Origin of the sequence: Paracoccus pacificus (assembly GCF_042680785.1) — a bacterium.
Lineage (GTDB): Bacteria > Pseudomonadota > Alphaproteobacteria > Rhodobacterales > Rhodobacteraceae > Paracoccus > Paracoccus pacificus.
The window spans coordinates 111378-130089 of record NZ_JBHUEN010000046.1; the positions used below are offsets into that span (position 1 = coordinate 111378).

Here is an 18712-nt window from a genome sequence, read left to right on the forward strand (position 1 = left end):
ATCAGACCCTTTCGATCATGAAGCGGGTGACGCGGCGTTCAAGCCGCCGGCCAAGACGCGAGATCACCTCGACCAGCGCCCAGTAGAACAGCGCAAGCGCAAGCGTGGCCTCGACAAAGGCGAAGGTTTCGGCCCCCATCCGGTTCACCTGATACATGATCTCGGGCACGGTGATGATCGACAGGATCACCGTTTCCTTGGTCAGGATGATGGCGAAATTGACCAGCGCCGGCAGCGCCGAGACCAGCGCCACCGGCAGCATGATCCGGGCAAGGATCGTGGGTTCGGCCATGCCGATGGCGCGCGCGGCCTCGATCTGGCCGACCGGAACGGCGTTGAAGCCCGACCGGAAGATCTCGGCGAAATAGGGGCTGCCATAGATGGTCAGGCCCAGCAGCCCCGCCGGCAGCGCGTCCAGCCGCAATCCGACCAGCGGGCCGCCATAGTAGAGCAGGAACAGTTGCACCAGAAACGGCGTGCCGCGGATGATCTCGATATAGGCGCGGATCAGCCAGCGCAGCGGTCGCGGCCCGTAGCGTTCGGCCAGCGCGATCGCCAGCCCCAGCGCCATCGCGCAGATCGTGCCGACCAGCCAGCAAAAGATGGTGACGCCGAAACCCTTCAGCAGCAGCGGTCCGTATTGGGCGAAAAGCGACAGATCCATCAGACCGCCAGCCTGCGTTCCAGCACCCTGCCGAACGTGGCAAGGCAAAGGTTGATGACAAGATAGATGCAGCCCGCCGCCAGATAGGCCTCGAGCGGGCGAAAGGTCGATCCGGCGATGGCCTGGCTCATCCGCGTGACCTCCAGAATGCCGACGACCGAGACCAGCGAGCTGGCCTTGACCAGCAGGATCAGCTCATTGATCAGCGCCGGCAGCGACATGGTGATGGCCTGCGGCAGCAGGATGCGGGTCCAGATGTCGCGCGGGCGCATGCCGATCGCCTCGGCGGCCTCGGCCTGACCGGGGGGCAGCGCGGCGATGGCGCCGCGCCAGATCTCGCTGATATAGGCGCTGGCGCAGATGCCCAGCGTGACCACCGCCGCGACCATGGCCGGCACGTCGATGCCAATCACCGGCAAGAGGTAATAGGCCAGCAAAAGCTGAACCAGCAGCGGCACCCCGCGCAGAAAGCTGACCCAAAGCGCCGCGAAGCCGCGCAGAACCCGGTTCCGCGACAGCCGCGCCGCGCAGATCAGCGCCCCGATGACCAGCCCCAGCGCGATGCCGAGGACCGAGACCAGCAGCGTGAAACGCGCCGCCCAAGCCAGCGTCGACAGATCCGCCATGAATGTTGCGGTGGAAAACATTGCCTGCCCGTTCAAAGGAAAAGCGCGGGCCGGTTTGTCCGGCCCGCGCGCATGGGATCAGTTCTGCGGCACTTCGGTGGGCAGATCCGTGGCGGCCCCGAACCATTTTTCCTGAATCGCCTTCAGACGGCCGTCTTCATGCATTTTCAGGATCGACTGGTTGACCGCATCGGCCAGCGATTTGCTGGCATCGTCCTTGCGCAGGACCCAGGCGAAATAGGTCGGCGCGCCAAAGGCGGGCTGGACCGGGGCAAAGACGTCGCCACGGTTCTTGACCAGATAGGCAAGGTTCGGCGACGACCCCGCGACCGCGTCCAGACGGCCGGCGGCAAGGTCGGCATAGGCTTCGTCGGCGGTGCCATAGCCCTTGATCTCGATCCCGCCGATCTTGTCGCCATAGGCCTGAAGCTGCTTTTCCTGCGCGGTGCCCTGCTGGACGCCGACATTCTTGCCGGCCAGATCCTCGGGCTTCTGGATCGCGTCGTTCGAGGCGGCCTTGACCAGACCGACGGTCGCATCGGCGATCGGCAGGGTAAAGGTGTAACGCTGCAACCGCTCGGGCGTGATCGTCACCGGGGCGATGACCATGTCGAACTTGCCGGCCTCAAGCCCGGGCAGCTCGGCGGTCCAGGGCACGTCCATGTAGTTCGGCGTAACGCCCAGATCCTTGGCGACCTCGTCGAACAGGTCCTTGGTCACGCCCTCATAGGTGCCGTTGTTCAGCATGTCGAAGGGCGCATAATGCATGTCGGTCGCCAGCTCCAGCTTGCCGGCGGCCTTGACGTCGGCCAGCTGGTCGGCGCTTGCGGCGGTGACGCCAAGCGCCAGCGCCGAAATGCCGAACAGCGCGGCGCGGAGGGTGGTGTGAAAGCTCATTCTCTTCTCCTTGTTGGTGCCAGTTTTCAGGGCTTCAGTTTTCAGTATTTCGGGTTTCAGTGCTTCGGTGGGCGGTCGCGGCCAGCCGCCGGAAGAAATGCCGCGACAGGGTCAGCGGGAACGGGGGACAAGGTCAACGTCTGTTTTCGGGCGTCCCGGCTCCTTCGACTTTCTCGAGATCAAGAACATAGGCGGTGCCCGTGCCGTCCACGGTCAGGGTGTCGGGGGCGTCGGGCGCCTCGCCCGCGATCAGGCAATCCCGGGGGCCAAGCTCCCACACGCCGTCCACGGCCCTGACGGCGATTCGGCCGCTGCGGCAGATGACCGCAAAACCGGTGACCTCGACCGGGGCGCCGCGCGTTTCCAGCAGGCGCAGCGCGTGCAGCCAGTGACCGCGCCGGGTCATGATGTTCAGGTCCAGCATCGGCCCGTCCAGCAGCCGGCCAAAACTCGCGGCCCCGCCGTCGAAGGACAGCATCGGATGCCCCGCATCGACGGTGGTTTCCGCGCCGTCGACGGTCAATGCGATCCCCTGCCCCGCCATCAACGCCAGCGTCCGGTCGATCCCCGGAAAAGCCGAGAACGGGCCGTCCGCCGCCACCTCGGCCATGCTGATTCGCCAGCCGAAATCGGCAAGTCCCGCCCCCTCGGGGAAGGTGGCGAACTCATGCGTGACGCCGCCGCCGTTTTTCCACGGCATGGATCGCGCCTGATGGCTGCGGATCAGCTTCACAGGATGGCCGGCAGGTTCAGGTCATGCGCGCGCGCGCAATCCAGCGCGATGTCATAGCCGGCATCGGCATGGCGCATGACGCCGGTCGCCGGGTCGTTCCACAACACCCGTTCGATCCGGCGGTCGGCGTCCTCCGATCCGTCGCAGCAGATCACCATGCCGGAATGCTGGCTGAACCCCATGCCGACGCCGCCGCCGTGATGCAGGCTGACCCAGGTCGCCCCCGAGGCGGTGTTCAGAAGCGCGTTCAGCAGCGGCCAGTCGGAAACGGCGTCCGAGCCGTCCTTCATCGCCTCGGTCTCGCGGTTGGGCGAGGCGACCGAGCCCGAATCCAGATGGTCGCGCCCGATCACCACCGGCGCCTTCAATTCGCCGTTCCGCACCATCTCGTTGATGGCAAGGCCCGCGCGGTGACGGTCGCCCAGGCCGATCCACATGATCCGCGCCGGCAGGCCCTGAAAGGCGATGCGATCGCGCGCCATGTCCAGCCAGTTATGCAGATGGGCGTTGTCGGGGAACAATTCCTTCATCTTGGCGTCGGTCTTGTAGATATCCTCGGGGTCGCCCGACAGCGCCGCCCAGCGGAACGGACCGATGCCGCGGCAGAACAGCGGCCGGATATAAGCCGGGACGAAGCCGGGGAAGGCAAAGGCGTTCTCCAGCCCTTCTTCCAGCGCGACCTGGCGGATGTTGTTGCCGTAATCCAGCGTCGGCACGCCCGCGTTCCAGAAATCGACCATGGCGGCAACGTGGTCGCGCATGCTGGCCCGCGCCGCCTGCTCGACCGCCTTCGGGTCGGTTTCCTGCCGCGCGCGCCATTCCGCCACGCTCCAGCCCACCGGCAGATAGCCGTGGATCGGGTCATGGGCGCTGGTCTGATCGGTCACGATGTCGGGGCGCGGGCCGCCCGCCTTCATCCGGCGGACGAGTTCGGGGAAGATCTCGGCGGCATTGCCGATCAGCGCCACGGATTTCGCCTCGCCCGCCTTGGTCCAGCGGTCGATCATCGCCAGCGCCTCGTCCAGCGAATGGGTCTTTTCGTCGACATAGCGGGTGCGGATGCGGAAATCGGCCCGGGTCTCGTCGCATTCGACGGCCAGACAGCAGGCCCCGGCCATCACCGCCGCCAAGGGCTGCGCGCCGCCCATGCCGCCAAGACCGCCGGTCAGGATCCAGCGGCCTTTCAGATCGCCGTCGTAATGCTGGCGCCCGGCCTCGGCGAAAGTTTCATAGGTTCCCTGCACAATGCCCTGAGTTCCAATGTAAATCCACGAACCGGCGGTCATCTGGCCATACATGGCCAGACCCTTCTTGTCCAATTCGTTGAAATGGTCCCAGGTCGCCCAATGCGGCACCAGATTCGAGTTCGCGATCAGCACCCGGGGCGCGTCCTTGTGGGTGCGGAACACGCCGACCGGCTTGCCCGATTGCACCAGCAGCGTCTGATCCTCGTCCAGATCGCGCAGGCTGGCGCAGATGCGGTCGAAATCCTCCCAGGTGCGGGCGGCGCGGCCGATGCCGCCATAGACGACCAGTTCATGCGGGTTCTCGGCCACATCCGGGTGCAGGTTGTTCATCAGCATCCGCAACGGCGCCTCGGTCAGCCAGCTTTTGGCGCTGATCTCGGTGCCGGTCGGCGGATAGACGTCGCGGGTGTTGTGGCGGGGATCGGCGCTTGCGCCGGCGGTCGTGGCTTCGGTCATCGGGTCACCTGTCATGTCAAATCTGCGGCGCGGATCAGCGTGCCATCCGCGATCAATGCGGCGGCGCGGGCCAGATCGGGGGCCATGAAACGGTCGTCGTCAAGCTTCGGCACCTCGGCCCGGATCGTCGCCATCACCCGCTGAAGCGCCGGCGAGGTGACCAGCGGGGCGCGGAAATCAATCCCCTGCGCGGCACAGATCGCCTCGACCCCAAGGATCACGTTCAGGTTCCGGGCCATCGGGGTCAGGCGGCGGGCGCCATGGGCGGCCATGCTGACGTGATCTTCCTGATTGGCGCTGGTCGGGGTGGAATCGGTCGAACACGGGTTCGCCATATGCTTGTTTTCGCTCATCAAGGCGGCGGTGGTCACCTCGGCGATCATGAAGCCGCTGTTCAGCCCCGGCTTCGGCGTCAGGAACGGCGGCAGGTCATGGGACAGCGTGGGGTCGACCATCAGCGCCACCCGGCGCTGCGCGATCGCCCCGATCTCCGAGATGGCGAGGGCGATGATATCGGCGGCGAAGGCCACCGGCTCGGCATGGAAATTCCCGCCCGAGACGATCGCGTCCTCAAGCACAAGCGGGTTGTCGGTGACCGCGTTCGCCTCGGTCTGCAGGGTGCGGGCGGCCTGATCCAGAAGATCAAGCGCCGCGCCCGCCACCTGCGGCTGGCAACGGATGCAATAGGGGTCCTGCACCCGGCTGTCGCCGTCGCGGTGGCTTTCGCGGATCACGCTGCCCTCCAGCAGTTCGCGCATGATCCTCGCCACTTCGATCTGGCCGGGATGGCGGCGCAATTCGTGGATCTCGGGGCGCAAGGGCGCGGTCGAGCCCATGATCGCATCGGTCGAAAGCGCCGCCGTGACCATGCTGCTTTCGCAGCCGCGCCGCGCCTGAAACAGCCCGATCAGCGCCAGCGCGGTGGAAAACTGGGTGCCGTTGATCAGCGCGAGGCCTTCCTTCGCGCCCAGCACCACCGGGGTCAGCCCGGCGCGGGCCAGCGCCTCGGCCGCCGGCAGCACCTCGCCCTGATATTCGGCCGCACCGGCGCCGATCATCGCCGCCGCCATATGCGCCAGCGGCGCCAGATCGCCCGAGGCGCCGACGCTGCCCTGTTCCGGCACCATCGGGGTCACGCCCTTGGCCAGCATCGCCTCGATCAACTCGACCGTCTCGGGCCGGACGCCCGAGGCCCCGCGCCCAAGGCTCAGCAGCTTCAGCGCCATCATCAGCCGCGTCGCCGGCACGTCCAGCCAGTCGCCGACCCCGCAGCAATGCGACAGGATCAGGTTGCGTTGCAGGGTCGCAGTATCCTCGGGCGCGACCTTGATGCTGGCAAGCTTGCCGAAGCCGGTGTTGACGCCATAGACCGGGATCGCATCGGCGGCGGCGCGGGCCACGCGGTCGGCGCTGGTGGCGATTGCGGGACGGGCCGCGTCGTCAAGCCGCGCGGCCAGCCCCTCGCGCCAGATCCGTTCAAGTTGATCCAGCGTCGCATGGCCCGGGACAAGGGTAATCGTGTCAGACAAGTTCGCCACCAAAGATACGTGAATACAAGGGGTTGAAGCCGATCCGATAGGACAGTTCGGCCGGGTGTTCGACATCCCAGACCGCCAGATCGGCGCGCAGACCGGCCGCGATCCGGCCCCGGTCGGCCAGACCAAGCGCCCGGGCCGCATTGCGGGTGACGCCGGCCAGCGCCTCGGCCGGGGTCAGGCGGAACAGGGTGCAGCCCATGTTCATGGTCAGCAGGATCGAGGTCAGCGGCGAGGTGCCCGGGTTCGCATCCGTCGCCAGTGCGATCGGCACGCCGGCGTCCCGCAGGGCCTCAACCGGCGGATATCTGGTTTCGCGCAGCGTATAGAAGGCGCCGGGCAGCAGCACCGCGACGGTTCCCGCCGCCGCCATCGCCGCGACCCCGTCCTGCCCCAGCCATTCCAGATGATCGGCCGACAAGCCGCCATAGCCCGCCACCAGCTTGGCGCCGCCAAGATCGGACAGTTGTTCGGCATGCAGCTTGACCGGCAGACCCAGCGCCGTCGCGCGGTCGAACACCAGCGCGATTTCGTCGGGCTGAAAGGCGATGCCCTCGCAAAAGCCGTCGACCGCATCGACCAGCCCCTCGGCATGGGCGCGGTCCAGCCCGGCGATGACCACCTCGCGCAGGTAACCGGCGCGGTTGTCGCGGTATTCCGGCGGCAGGGCATGGGCGGCCAGCCAGCTTGTGACCACGCTTACCGGGCGTGCGTCGGCGATCCGGCGGGCGACGCGCAGCATTTTCAGTTCGGCCTCGACAGTCAGCCCGTAGCCCGACTTGATTTCCAGCGTCGTCACACCCTCGGCCAGCAGATGATCGGCGCGCGCCAGCGCGGTTTCCAGCAGAGCCGTGTCCGAGCCGTCGCGGGTCGCGGTGACCGAGGACAGGATGCCGCCCCCTGCCCGCGCGATCTCTTCATAGCTCGCGCCTTCAAGCCGCATCTCGAACTCGCGCGCGCGGTCGCCGCCATGGACCAGATGCGTGTGGCAGTCGATCAGCCCCGGCGTCACCAGCCGTCCGCCAAGGTCGGTCGCGGGTGCGTCCCGATAGTCCCGCGGCAGGTCCTTGGCCGGGCCGGCCCACCGGATCCGGTCGCCGTCGATCACCACTGCGCCATCGCCGACAAGCCCATAATCCGCGCCCTGCGCGTCCATGGTCGCCAGCTTTCCCCCCGTCAGCAGCCGCATGATTCCAATCCTTGGCACGTGCTCTGGTTGCTGATATTATGTTTAGACTTATTATCGAGTCAATATGTTTAGACTTATCGCCGGACCGACAGGATGAACCGCCAATGACCGGAGTCCGCACCCAGCCAAAGGCCCGCGCCATCGCCGATTCCGTGCACCGGCGGATCGTCGACCGCATCTGGCGCCCCGGCGATCAGATCCCGCATGAGGCCGAGCTTGCGGTCGAGTTCGGCGCCTCGCGTGCGACGGTGAACAAGGCGATGCAATTGCTGGCCGATCAGGGGCTGATCGAACGGCGGCGCAAGGCCGGCACGCGGGTGGCGATCAACCCAGCGGTCCGCGCCACGCTGTCGATCCCGGTGGTGCGTGAGCAGGTCGAGGCGAACGGTCAGGATTATCACCATGTGGTGCTGGAACGGATCGAGGCCATACCCCCGCGCGAGGTTCTGGACCGGATGGGCGCGGGCGATGCGCGGATGGTTCGCCTGCAAACCCTGCATCTGGCCGATGACCTGCCCTTCGCCTTCGAGGATCGCTGGGTCAATCCCGGTGGTGCCGCGGGTCTGGCCGAGGCCGATTTCACCGGGATCAGCGTGAACGAATGGCTGGTGCGCTATTTCCCCTATAGTCGTGGCTTGCTGGAAGTGGGGTCCGAAAGCGCCTCGCCCCGCGACGCCCGCATCCTGCGCGTCGATGCGGGCACGTCATTGCTGGTCCTGCACCGCACGACTTGGAACGGCGACGTGCCGATCACCGACGTGCGGGTGGCCCATGCGCCGGGATACCGGATGCGCACCGCGTTCTAGGAAGCGGATTCGTGAAATCCGACCCGCACGCCAAGCGCATGCGGGGCGCACGGCAGCGCGACAGGTTCAAGCCGTCCATTCGCAGCGCGTGGCGCTTTTTCGGAAGTGTTCGATTTTTTCTATGAAGGGCGCGACCCGGTTGAGCGGACGGCAGAGCGCCGGATCCGCTGATCGCCGCACCTTCCGGTCGGGCGTGTTGGGTTATCCCTGCGCCACGCCGCGCGACCTGCCAGGCAGAAGCGGCTGTAACAGGGCCGCTTCGAAACCGGCCAGATCACAACACGCCATGCCCGCCCCTGATGAGGGAAGGAAAGCGCGCAAAACCCCAAAAGTGAATCCGACTGATGGGTTAAAAACCCAGCCGCCGCTTCAGTCGCCGCCACCCGGCAAGGGCGGCTGGGTCGGGGCGGCGTCCTGCGCCTGATCCGCATCCTCGCGCCGCAGCGCCGGCAGGCCCACCCCGGCCGCGTCGAAGCCGCCATCCACGGCAAGCGTCTGGCCGGTGATGAAGCTGGCATTGTCCGAGCACAGGAATACGATCGCCTCGGCGATCTCGCGCGCCTCGCCATAACGGTTCAGCGGGATCGCGTCGTAATAGGCCGCAATGATCTCGGGCGCGTGCACCGCCATCGCCAGCTTGGTGCGGACCGGGCCGGGGGCCACGCAATTGACCCGGATCTTCAGCTCGCCCAGTTCGGCCGCGAATTGCTTGGTCATGTGGATCACCGCCGCCTTCGAAGTGCCATAGGCCACCCGCAGGGTCGAGGCCCTGAGCCCCGAGATCGAGGCGATGTTCACGATCGCCCCGCCCTGCACCGCCAGCGCCGGGGTCGCCGCCTGCGTGCACAGGAACACACCGTCAAGGTTCGTCTCCATCACCTCGCGCCATTGGGCGAAATTGGTTCTGGCGGCGCGGCTGAACAGCGCCACGCCGGCGTTGTTCACCAGCGCGTCGATGCGGCCATAGCGCGCCATCGTCTCGGCGATCATCCGGTCGACCTGTTCGGGCTTGGATATGTCGGCGACGACGGGCAGGACGTTCTGCAACTGCCCCGAGGCCGCCGCCAGTTCATCGCCGTCGCGATCGACCATGACCACCCGCCAGCCGCGTTCCAGAAATATGTCGGTGGTGGCAAGCCCGATGCCGCGCGCGGCGCCGGTGACGATTGCCGTCTTGGTGGCGGTTTCGGTCATGAGGTTTCCTTCGGTTCTTCGTTAAGCGGTTCGATGACGATTTCCATGGTGACGCCGACCGGGTTGTCGCCGGCGGTCAACGTGCCGCGGGCGATGTTGCCGTCGACGTCCACCACCTCGATGGGCAGGATCGCCCTGCCCGCCTTTATCCGCGCGTCGTCAAGACGCAGTTCGGTGGCCAGACAGTCCATGCTATGGCCTTCGGCAAAGCCGATGTGGTCGATGCTGCCCAGCCCGTGGACGCGCGCATCGGCGATGTCATGGGCGGCGCAAAGCCTTTGGATCGCCGTCACCACATCCTCGCCCGGCAGAAGCCGGACCACCAGACCCGCCCCGGCCGGATCACCGCCCCGCGGCTGAAACAGGGTGAAATTCGTCTCGGCGTCGGGCAGGCCCTCGAACCACGCGTCGCGGGTCCCGAGACCCCGGACAGGGCTGTCGCGCGCCACGATCGAATCGAAGGGCAGCAGATGGCCCATCGCGACCAACCCGTCCGCCAGCCGCCAGGTGCCGTGACAATGCAGAAAGCCATCCCCGTCCCGTTGCCCGACCGAGGCGGTGGCCCGCAGAATCCGCGCCGGCCCGTCGGGGGCGTGGGTTTCGGAATACCATGCGGCATGCCGGTCATCGGTTGCATAGGCGGGCAGGACATAGCGCATCGGATCGCAGGTCACGCCGTCCAGCCAGACGATTCCGCCGGGGCAGCCCGCATCCGCAAAGATCCGCGCCACGCCCTGCATGACGCTTTCGCCCGCGCGCAGGACCCCCGACAGCGGCACCAGCGCGGTCCGCAGCGCCTGCACCCGCACCGCCGCGCGGGGTCCGGGGTGGACCATGCGCCGAACCTTCGCCTTGGCCATCACGGCGCCCCGACGGTGTCGAGGCGGTCAAGCTCTTCGCGGATCAGCTTTTTGGTGATCTTGCCATAGGCCGATTTCGGCAGCGCATCCCAGAACAGGAACCGCTTCGGCATCTTGTAGCGCGACAGCCTGCCGTCCAGATAAGCCGCCAGATCGGCTTCGGTGACAGGCGCGCCCGGGCGCGCGACGCAGACCGCCCAGCCGACCTCACCCCAGATGCTGTCCGGCATGCCGACGACCGCGACCTCGGTGATGGCGGGATGGGTCAGGATCTTTTCCTCGATCTCGCGCGGGTAGATGTTCGATCCGCCCGAGATGAACATGTCGGACTGGCGTCCGGTGATATACAGAAAACCCGCATCATCGACATGGCCCAGATCGCCGGTGCGGAACCAGCCGTTGCGAAACGATTCCGCGTTGGCCTTGGGGTTCTGGTAATAGCCGGCAAAGACCGCCGGGCCGATGACGCAGATCTCGCCGGTTTCAAGCGGCGCGACCTCATTGCCGTCGTTATCCTGTATCTGGATCTCGATCCCGGTGCGCGGAAAGCCGCAGGTGCCGGTGCGGGCGTTTTCCCGGTCCTCGGGGTCGTGCAGATGGGTCGGCAGCACGGTGATGTTGCCGGTCACCTCGCCCAGACCGAAATACTGGACCAGAACCGGCCCAAGCCGGTTCAGCGCGTGCTTCTGATCCTCGCGGTACATCGGCGCGCCGGCATAGATCACATAGCGCAGCGACGAGGTGTCGGCCGTCGCCATGCTTGGATCCTCGGTCATCAGCTTCAGAATGGTCGGCACCGTGAACATGGTCGACACCCGCCATTCGCGGACCAGATCCCACGCCTTCGCCACGTCGAACCGCTCGGACGGCATCAGGATCGTTTTCACCCCCCGCGCCACCTGCGTCAACTGATGCACCCCCGCCCCGTGCGACAGCGGCGCCACCACCAGCGAGGCGTCGGCGCCGGTCAGCCCGGGCATCAGGTCAGCCAGATGGTTGGTCACCACGAAGGCCATCTGGCCGTGCATCAGCACCGACGCCTTGGGTTTGCCGGTGGTGCCCGAGGTGAAGAAGAACCAGCAGGGATCGTCGCGGTCGACCACCGCGGCGGGCGCGCGCCGGCCCATCCGGGCCGCGGTTGCCGCCTCGACCGAGGGCGCGAAAGCGGATTCGCCGAAGGACAGCACATGCGCCAGATCCGGGCATTCGGCCACGCAGGCGGCGGCGTGATCGGGAAAGCTGTGGTGGCACAGCATGATGCGCGCGCCGGCGGCCTTGGTCTGATAGACGACCTCGGCCGGGGTCTGGCGGAAATTGCACGGCACCCATACCCCCCCGGCGCGCCAGACCGCGAACATGGCCTGCATCATCGCGGGGCAGTTGAGCGACTGGCACATCACCCGGTCGCCTTTGTTCAGCCCGTAATCCTGCACCAGCGCCACCGCCAGCGCGTCGGTGCGGGCGTCGAACTCGGCCCATGTCCATTGCCGGTCGCCCATGACCAGCGCCACCCCGTCGGGGTCGCGGCGCGCGGCCTGGGCCAGGAAGGTGGCAAGGTTCATCACCCGGGTCGAAACCGGCGCCTGCCCCCCGACCGGATCGGTCATTTCACCCTCTCGAGGATCGAGCAGTAATTGGCGACGGCCGCGCCGCCCATGTTGAACACGCCCGCGAGACGCGCATCGGGGACCTGCATCTCGCCCGCCTCGCCCATCAGTTGCATGCAGGCCATGACGTGCTGGCTGATCCCGGTCGCGCCGATCGGGTGGCCGCGCGACTTCAGCCCGCCCGAGGGGTTGACCGGCAGCGCGCCGTCCATCCGGGTCACGCCGTCGCGGATCACCTTCCAGCCCTCGCCGGGCTTGGCCAGCCCCATCGCCTCGTATTCGATCATCTCGGCGATGGTGAAACAGTCGTGGGTTTCGACCAGATCAAGGTCCATGATGTCGACCCCGGCCTGATCCAGCGCCCCGGCCCACGCCCGCCGCGCGCCGTCGAAGGCGATGGGATCGCGCCGCGACAGGGCCAGCACGTCGCCCGCCTGCGAACGGGCGCGGAAGCTGATCGCGCGCGCCAGACCCTCGGCGGTTTCCGCGTCGGCCAGCACCAGCGCCGCCGCCCCGTCCGAGATCAGCGAGCAATCGGTGCGCCGCAACGGCCCCGCCACGCGCGGGTTCTTGTCCGAGGGGGTGTTGCAGAAATCAAAGCCGAAATCCTTCTGCATATGGGCATAGGGATTGCGGGTGCCGTTTTCGTGGTTCTTGGCGGCGATCATGGCGAGTTCTTCCGAGCGGTCGCCGTAACGCTGAAAATAGGTATTGGCCAATTGCCCGAAAACCCCGGCGAAACCGCCCTCGACCCCGGCCTCTTCGGGGACGAAGCTGGCGGCAAGAAGGATGTCGCCGACCTCGGCCACCGGGGTCGCGGTCATCTTTTCCGCCCCTATCACCAGCGCCGTGCGCCCGCGTCCCGAGGCGATGAAATCCGCCGCCGCATAGATCGCGGCCGAACCGGTGGCGCAGGCGTTCTCGGTGCGAAGGAACGGCACGCCGGCCAGTTCGGGCGTGCCCATGGCGACCAGCGCGCCCTGAAAATCCTGACGCGAGAAGCCGGCGTTGAACACGCCGACGAAGATGCCGTCAAGCTGGTCGGGTGAAAGCCCGGCGTGGTCCAGCGCGGGCTTTGCCACCTCGGCCATCAGGGTCATGGTGTCGGGCGCCTCGGACTTGCCGAATTTCGTATGCGCCCAGCCGACGATGCGGGGATCGGTCATGATTGTGCCCTTTCTGTGATGGCGGCGCCCCGGCCGATGCCCGGGACGCCCGTCCTGCACATATAGTGACGTGTTTACGCCAGCGTATGGCCGATGGATTTTTCCAGAATGGCCCATGCCTCATCGCCATAGGTCTTTTTCCATTCGGCGTAGAAACCGGCGTCGCGCAGCTTGGCGATGAAGGGCGCGGGATCGACGTCGTTGAACACCAGCCCGGCCTTTTCCAGCTCGCCCCGCAGGTTCGCGTTCATCTCCATCACATCGGCGCGCTGCTGTTCGCCCGAGGCGTTGAAGTTCTTCGCGATGATCTCGCGCAGGTCCTCGGGCACGGCCTCCCATGCGCGGCGGTTGCCCAGCATCCAGAACCCGTCCCACATGTGATTGGTCATCGAGACGTATTTCTGCACCTCCCACATCTTGGCGACCTGGATGATGGCAAGCGGGTTTTCCTGCCCGTCGACGACGCCGGTCTGCAGCGCCGAATAGACCTCGGCGAAGTTGATCGAGGTCGGGGCCGAGCCGAAGGCGGTGAACATCGAGGTCCACAGCGGCGATACCGGCACCCGGATCTTGAAGCCGGCCAGATCCTCGGGGGTGACGATGGGCTTGGTCGAGGATGTGGTCTGGCGGAAACCGTTGTCCCAGATCTTTTCCATCACCACCAGACCGCCCTTTTCGATCTCGGCCCGTTCATAGGCGCCCAGATCGCCGTCCATGGCTTTCCACACGGTGTCGTAATCGGGGAAGGCGAAGCCGATGCCGTTGATCGAGGCGTTGGGGATCAGCGTCGACAGGATGATCGGCGACAGCAGGAAGAATTCCACCCCGCCGGAACGAAGCTGGCCCAGCACATCGGTATCGGCACCCAACTGGTTCGAGGGGAATACCTGAATATCGACGCGGCCGTCGGTTTCCTCTTTGATCTTCGCCACCGCCTCGGCGGCGCGAACGTTGGTCGGGTGGGTCATCGGCTGGTTGTTGGCCAGCTTATAGGCGAATTCGGCGCCCTGCGCGCGGGCCGATCCCGGGCGGATGAACGGCGTGGCAAGCACGCCTGCGGCGGCCCCCATAAGGATGGTGCGACGGGTAACGGTCATGGGCTCTTTCCTCCTTAGAGCAATGCGGTCGAAATGAACGGCACGGCGGCGATGACCGCCAGACCGACAAGCAGCGCGGCCAGATAGGGCCAGATCCGGCCCATCACCGCATCGGGCGACGCGCCCGAGATCTTGCAGGCGATGTAGAAGCCGATGCCGATCGGCGGCGCCATCAGCCCGATGTTCATCGCGGTGACGACGACCATCGAATAATGGATGTCGTTGATGCCAAGCTGCCGGGCCATCGGGAACATGATCGGGGCCAGCAGGACGATCGCCGGCAACCCCTCGAGCACGCAGCCGAGGATCAGGAAAATCAGCACCGACACCGCCATGAACGTACCCCAGCCGCCCGGCAGCCCGGAAATCACCGTCATCAGGTCGCGCGCGAAACCCGATTGGGTCAGCGCCCATGCCATCGCAGAGGCGGTGCCGAGGATCAGCAGGATCGCCCCGGCCATGGCCGCGGTCTCGACCAGCATCGGCACGATCTTTCCGAGCGGAATCCCGCCATACAGGACCACGCCGATGATGAAGGCGTAAACCACCGCGATGGCCGACACCTCGGTCGCGGTGGCGACACCTTCGCCGACCAGACCGCGGATCATGAACGGCAGGATCAGCGCCGGAAGCGCCACGATGCCGGCGCGGCCGACCTCGCGCATCGTCAGGCGGCGCACGCCGGTCATGTCCTCTTTGCGGGCGACCCAGCGGGCCAGAATGGCCAGCACCACCAGCAGGACCAGCGCGATCACGAAACCGGCGGTGAACAGCCCGGCGATCGACACGCCCGCCGCCGATCCCAGCACGATCAGCACGATCGAGGGCGGCACCGTGTCCGACATCGCGGCCCCGGTCGCCAGCAGCGCGGTCATTTCGGCATTGGAATGGCCCCGGCGGCGCATTTCGGGAAACAGCGCCGGCGCGACCGTCGCCATATCCGACACCTTGGACCCCGAAATCCCCGAGACGAGGAACATCGAGCCCAGCAGCACATAGCTCATCCCCGCCTTCACATGGCCCAGCATCGACCCGAGGAAGTTCACGATCGCGCGGCCCATGCCGGTCGCATCCAGAATGCAGCCAAGCAGGACGAATACCGGCACCGACAGCAGCACCAGCGAGGACATGCCTTCGTCGATCCGGCCGATCATCACGAAGATCGGGGACCGCGTGGCCAGCGTCAGATAGGTCAGCGTGCCAAGCCCGAAACAAAAGGCGATGGGCACGCCCATGCACAACAGAAGGCCCACCATCAGGCCCAGAAAGATCGGCAGGTTCCAGTTGCCGATGGACGCGAACCACGGCTTGCCCAGCCACAGCAGCCCCGCGACGGCCGCCACCAGAACCGCGCAGCCCAGCACCAGCTTAAGGCTGTGTCCCCGCACCGTCGCGATCACCGCCAAAAGCGCCATCAGCCCGATCCCGACCGGCAGCGCCGCGGCGCGCACCGTCATCGGCAGACCCAGCGCCGGCGAGGTCACATAAGATTCCTCATAGGCATAGGAATAGGCCACCGGCAGCAGGATCAGCAGGAACAGCGCCACCACCATGTTGCCCAGAACCTCGGCCCGTTCCCGCCATGCCGGGGAAAGTTTCTGCACGACCAGCGTCAGGCGCAAGTGTTCGTGGCGGTCCACCGCCAGCGCCGCGCCCAGCATCGCCATCCAGATGAAACTGATCGAGGCGACCTCGTCCCCCCAGATCAACGGCTTGGTCAGCACATAGCGGAAGAACACATTGGCCAGAACCGTCAGCATCATCACGGCCAGCAAAAGCGCGGCGAGCAGTTCGACCGGGCGCATCCAGGGCTCGGCCCGCTTCGGCGCGGCCATGGTTTCGATGCCGCCCAGAGCAAGCTCTTCCTCGACGCTCGCCGACATGCACAATATCCCCCGTTGTCTCCGGGGGCCACGATAAACGCGCTGTCATGGCATCTGCAAGGACCGACCGCCGAAAAGATAGGTGGCCCTAAAGGCTGGCAAGCTGACGGTGCAGGTCGTCCCGTTCAAGCGCGCCGCGCGGCCCCTGCCGGACCACGGATCCGCGTTCCAGCAGGGTGAAGCTGTCGCCGAGGTTCCAGGCGAAATCGAAATACTGCTCGACCAGCACGATGGCCATGTCGCCCCGGTCGCGCAGCCCCGCGATCACCCGGCCGATCTGGGCAATGATATTGGGCTGGATGCCCTCGGTCGGTTCATCCATCAACAGCACCCTGGGGCGGATCACCAGCGCGCGGGCGATGGCGAGCTGCTGTTGCTGGCCGCCCGACAGATCGCCGCCGCGCCGATGGGCCATCTCGGCCAGCACCGGAAAGCTGTCATAGATATCGTCCGGCACGCGGCGCTGCGCTGCGGGAAGGCAGCCAAAGCCGGTTTCCAGATTCTCGCGCACCGTCAGCAGCGGAAAGATCGCCCGGCCCTGCGGGACATAGCCGACCCCGCGCCGCGCCATCTCTTGCGCCGTCACCCGGCCAAGGCGCGCGCCCATCAGCCGCAATTCGCCGCCCGCGCGCGGATGCCGCCCGGCCAGCAGGTTCATCAGCGAGGTCTTGCCGACCCCGTTATTGCCCATCACGCAGGTCACGCGCCCCGGTTCGGCGCGCAGCGAGACCCCGTGCAGGATCCGGCTGCTGCCATAGGACAGGGTGACGTTTTCAGCCTCGATCATCTCAGCGCCCCAGATAGACTTCGATCACGTCGGGATTGGCGGATACGTGGTCCAGCGACCCCTCGGCCAGCACCGCACCCTGATGCAGCACCGTCACCTTGCAGTTCAGACGGCGGACGAATTCCATGTCATGCTCGACCACCACCACGGCGCGGGTTTCCGCCAGCCGGCGCAAAAGCGTGGTGGTCTGTTCGCGTTCGGCCAGCGTCATGCCGGCGGCGGGTTCGTCGACCAGCAGCAGGCGCGGCCCTTGCGCCAACAGCATGCCGATTTCCAGCCATTGCTTCTGGCCGTGCGACAGCTCGCCCGCCTTGCGCAAAAGCTGTCCGGCAAGCCCGACCTCTGCGGCCAGTTCCGCGACACGCGCGTCCGAGGCTTTGCCCGGACGCCAGAACAGCACCGCGAACGGCCCGCGCGGGGCTTTCAGCGCCATGGTCAGGTTGTCCGCGACGCTCTGATCCTCGAACACGGTCGGGCGCTGGAACTTTCGCCCGATGCCTTCGCGGGCGATCTGCGCCTCGGACAGGCGCAGCAGCGAGCGCGAGAATTCGCCCCAGCGGACCTGCCCCTCATCCGGGCGGGTCTTGCCGGTCACGATGTCCATGAAGGTGGTCTTGCCGGCCCCGTTCGGACCGATGATGGCGCGCAATTCCGCCGCGCCGATGGAAAAGGACAGGTTGTTGATCGCCCTGAACCCGTCGAAGCTTTTCGAGATGCCCGAGACTTCCAGAAGCGCGCTCATGCCTCGGCCTCCCGTTCGCGCAGGGCGCCCAGATCGGGGCCAAGATCGGCGCCGTGCCGCTTTGGTGCCCGCAGGCCAGCAATTGCGTCGATGATCGAGGACAGCCCCTTCGGCGCGAACAGCGTCACCAGCACGAAGGCCACCCCCAGCAGCACCTGCCACCAGTCGACCCAGTGGATGGTATAGACGCCAAGGTTCAGGTTGGGGGCCTTGCCGCCGGTGAACCAGCTTGACAGCAGCGACACGAACACCGCGCCGATCACCGCGCCATACAGCCGCCCGCGCCCGCCGATGGCGACCCAGACGGCGAGGTAGATGGACGCGATCGGCGCCAGCTCCGCCGGATTGATGATCCCGGCCTGGGGGTAATACAGCGCGCCGGCGATGGCGCAGATCATCGCGCTTGCGGTAAAGACGAACAGCTTGTAGCCCTCGACCGAATAGCCGAGGAAGCGGACGCGGGCCTCGTCATCGCGGATGGCGCGGATCACGCTGCCGAACTTGCCGCTGACCAGCCAGCTTGCCAGCAGATAGCAAAGCCCAAGGGCGGCGGCCGAGGCCCAGAGGAACCAGATCGAGAGGGTGGATTGCGGCACATCCGTCAGACCGGGGATGTTCTGCAGCCCCGACAGGCCGTTATTGCCGCGAAAGCCGCTGTCGTTCTGGAACAGCCACAAAGCCAGCGCCAGCGTCATCGCCTGGGTCAGGATCGACAGATAGACCCCGTTGACCCGCGAGCGGAAGGCCAGCCAGCCGAACAGAAAGGCGAAGATGCCCGGCACCGCGACAACCAGCAGAAGCTGGATGGGCAGGCTGCCGGCGAAACTCCATGTCAGGGGCAGGTCGCTGGAACCGACGACGCCGAAGATCTGGCTGGCGATGCCCTGCCGGATCTCTTCGGGCGTGGCGGGGATGGGCGCGTTGGCGAGCGTCGCGGTGACGATCTCGGCCGTGCGCGCATACATTAGCCACATGCCGATCATGTAGCCGCCGAGGGCGAAAAACGCCATGTGCCCCAGGGACAGGATGCCGGCATAGCCCCAGACCAGATCCATCGCCAGCGCGGCGAGCGCCAGACACAGGGTCTTGCCCAGCAGCTTGACGGTCGAGGTCGGCACCGCCCCGGTCCCGTAAGCCTGCGACATCAGCGTGATGGCAAGGGTGAAGACCGCCAGCACCGCCAGAAAGATCAGGACCGAGGGATATTTGCGGATCAGCATGGC

The 18712-nt window shown here is 66.5% G+C and carries 17 protein-coding genes; 1 reads left to right on the forward strand and 16 read right to left on the reverse strand.

What is annotated here, in order from left to right; genetic code table 11:
- Position 1: 1 nt before the first annotated feature.
- The 7 genes from ACFSCT_RS16640 to hutI form a co-directional block, all read right to left on the reverse strand.
- Positions 2-664, reverse strand: coding sequence for an amino acid ABC transporter permease (locus ACFSCT_RS16640; protein ID WP_379144640.1), 663 nt, complete (start codon positions 662-664; stop codon positions 2-4).
- On the reverse strand, positions 664-1311 hold the full coding sequence (locus tag ACFSCT_RS16645) for an amino acid ABC transporter permease (RefSeq protein ID WP_379144642.1): 648 nt from the start codon (positions 1309-1311) through the stop codon (positions 664-666). The genes ACFSCT_RS16640 and ACFSCT_RS16645 overlap by 1 nt, the downstream gene beginning before the upstream one ends.
- Positions 1312-1368: 57 nt before the next feature.
- Positions 1369-2187 (reverse strand): transporter substrate-binding domain-containing protein, encoded by an 819-nt coding sequence (locus tag ACFSCT_RS16650; RefSeq protein ID WP_379144643.1) that lies wholly within the window; start codon positions 2185-2187, stop codon positions 1369-1371.
- A gap of 133 nt (positions 2188-2320) precedes the next feature.
- Positions 2321-2920, reverse strand: a complete 600-nt coding sequence (locus ACFSCT_RS16655; protein WP_379144645.1) for a HutD/Ves family protein — start codon at positions 2918-2920, stop codon at positions 2321-2323.
- Positions 2917-4623, reverse strand: a complete 1707-nt coding sequence (gene hutU / locus ACFSCT_RS16660; RefSeq protein WP_379144647.1) for a urocanate hydratase — start codon at positions 4621-4623, stop codon at positions 2917-2919. The genes ACFSCT_RS16655 and hutU overlap by 4 nt, the downstream gene beginning before the upstream one ends.
- Before the next feature lie 11 nt (positions 4624-4634).
- Entirely contained in the window at positions 4635-6152 is a 1518-nt protein-coding gene (hutH, locus tag ACFSCT_RS16665; protein ID WP_379144649.1) for a histidine ammonia-lyase, read from the reverse strand.
- Positions 6145-7347 carry an imidazolonepropionase gene (gene hutI / locus ACFSCT_RS16670; protein WP_379144651.1) on the reverse strand — a complete coding sequence of 401 codons (1203 nt, stop codon included), beginning with the start codon at positions 7345-7347 and terminating at the stop codon, positions 6145-6147. Before hutI ends, hutH begins: the two co-directional genes overlap by 8 nt.
- Positions 7348-7451: 104 nt before the next feature.
- Between hutI and ACFSCT_RS16675 the strand changes: the two genes are divergently transcribed.
- Entirely contained in the window at positions 7452-8153 is a 702-nt protein-coding gene (locus ACFSCT_RS16675) for a GntR family transcriptional regulator (protein ID WP_379144652.1), read from the forward strand.
- 369 nt (positions 8154-8522) lie between these two features.
- Here ACFSCT_RS16675 and ACFSCT_RS16680 read toward each other — a convergent pair whose 3' ends face one another.
- The 9 genes from ACFSCT_RS16680 to urtC all read right to left on the reverse strand — a co-directional run bounded on the left by ACFSCT_RS16680 (position 8523) and on the right by urtC (position 18709).
- Positions 8523-9347: an SDR family NAD(P)-dependent oxidoreductase gene (locus ACFSCT_RS16680; protein ID WP_379144655.1), complete on the reverse strand. Its 825-nt coding sequence runs from the start codon at positions 9345-9347 to the stop codon at positions 8523-8525.
- Positions 9344-10183 (reverse strand): PCC domain-containing protein, encoded by an 840-nt coding sequence (locus ACFSCT_RS16685; RefSeq protein ID WP_379144657.1) that lies wholly within the window; start codon positions 10181-10183, stop codon positions 9344-9346. The genes ACFSCT_RS16680 and ACFSCT_RS16685 overlap by 4 nt, the downstream gene beginning before the upstream one ends.
- A 23-nt stretch (positions 10184-10206) precedes the next feature.
- On the reverse strand, positions 10207-11814 hold the full coding sequence (locus ACFSCT_RS16690; RefSeq protein ID WP_379144658.1) for an acyl-CoA synthetase: 1608 nt from the start codon (positions 11812-11814) through the stop codon (positions 10207-10209).
- A complete protein-coding gene (locus ACFSCT_RS16695) occupies positions 11811-12980 on the reverse strand; it encodes an acetyl-CoA acetyltransferase (protein ID WP_379144660.1) in 1170 nt (389 codons plus the stop codon). The genes ACFSCT_RS16690 and ACFSCT_RS16695 overlap by 4 nt, the downstream gene beginning before the upstream one ends.
- Before the next feature lie 74 nt (positions 12981-13054).
- Positions 13055-14077: a TRAP transporter substrate-binding protein gene (locus ACFSCT_RS16700; RefSeq protein WP_379144662.1), complete on the reverse strand. Its 1023-nt coding sequence runs from the start codon at positions 14075-14077 to the stop codon at positions 13055-13057.
- Between the two features lie 14 nt (positions 14078-14091).
- Positions 14092-15960: a TRAP transporter large permease gene (locus ACFSCT_RS16705; protein ID WP_379144663.1), complete on the reverse strand. Its 1869-nt coding sequence runs from the start codon at positions 15958-15960 to the stop codon at positions 14092-14094.
- Between the two features lie 88 nt (positions 15961-16048).
- Positions 16049-16747: an urea ABC transporter ATP-binding subunit UrtE gene (gene urtE, locus ACFSCT_RS16710; protein WP_379144665.1), complete on the reverse strand. Its 699-nt coding sequence runs from the start codon at positions 16745-16747 to the stop codon at positions 16049-16051.
- Between the two features lies 1 nt (position 16748).
- Positions 16749-17489 (reverse strand): urea ABC transporter ATP-binding protein UrtD, encoded by a 741-nt coding sequence (gene urtD, locus ACFSCT_RS16715; protein ID WP_379144667.1) that lies wholly within the window; start codon positions 17487-17489, stop codon positions 16749-16751.
- Positions 17486-18709 carry an urea ABC transporter permease subunit UrtC gene (urtC, locus tag ACFSCT_RS16720; protein WP_379144669.1) on the reverse strand — a complete coding sequence of 408 codons (1224 nt, stop codon included), beginning with the start codon at positions 18707-18709 and terminating at the stop codon, positions 17486-17488. Before urtC ends, urtD begins: the two co-directional genes overlap by 4 nt.
- Positions 18710-18712 lie beyond the last annotated feature (3 nt).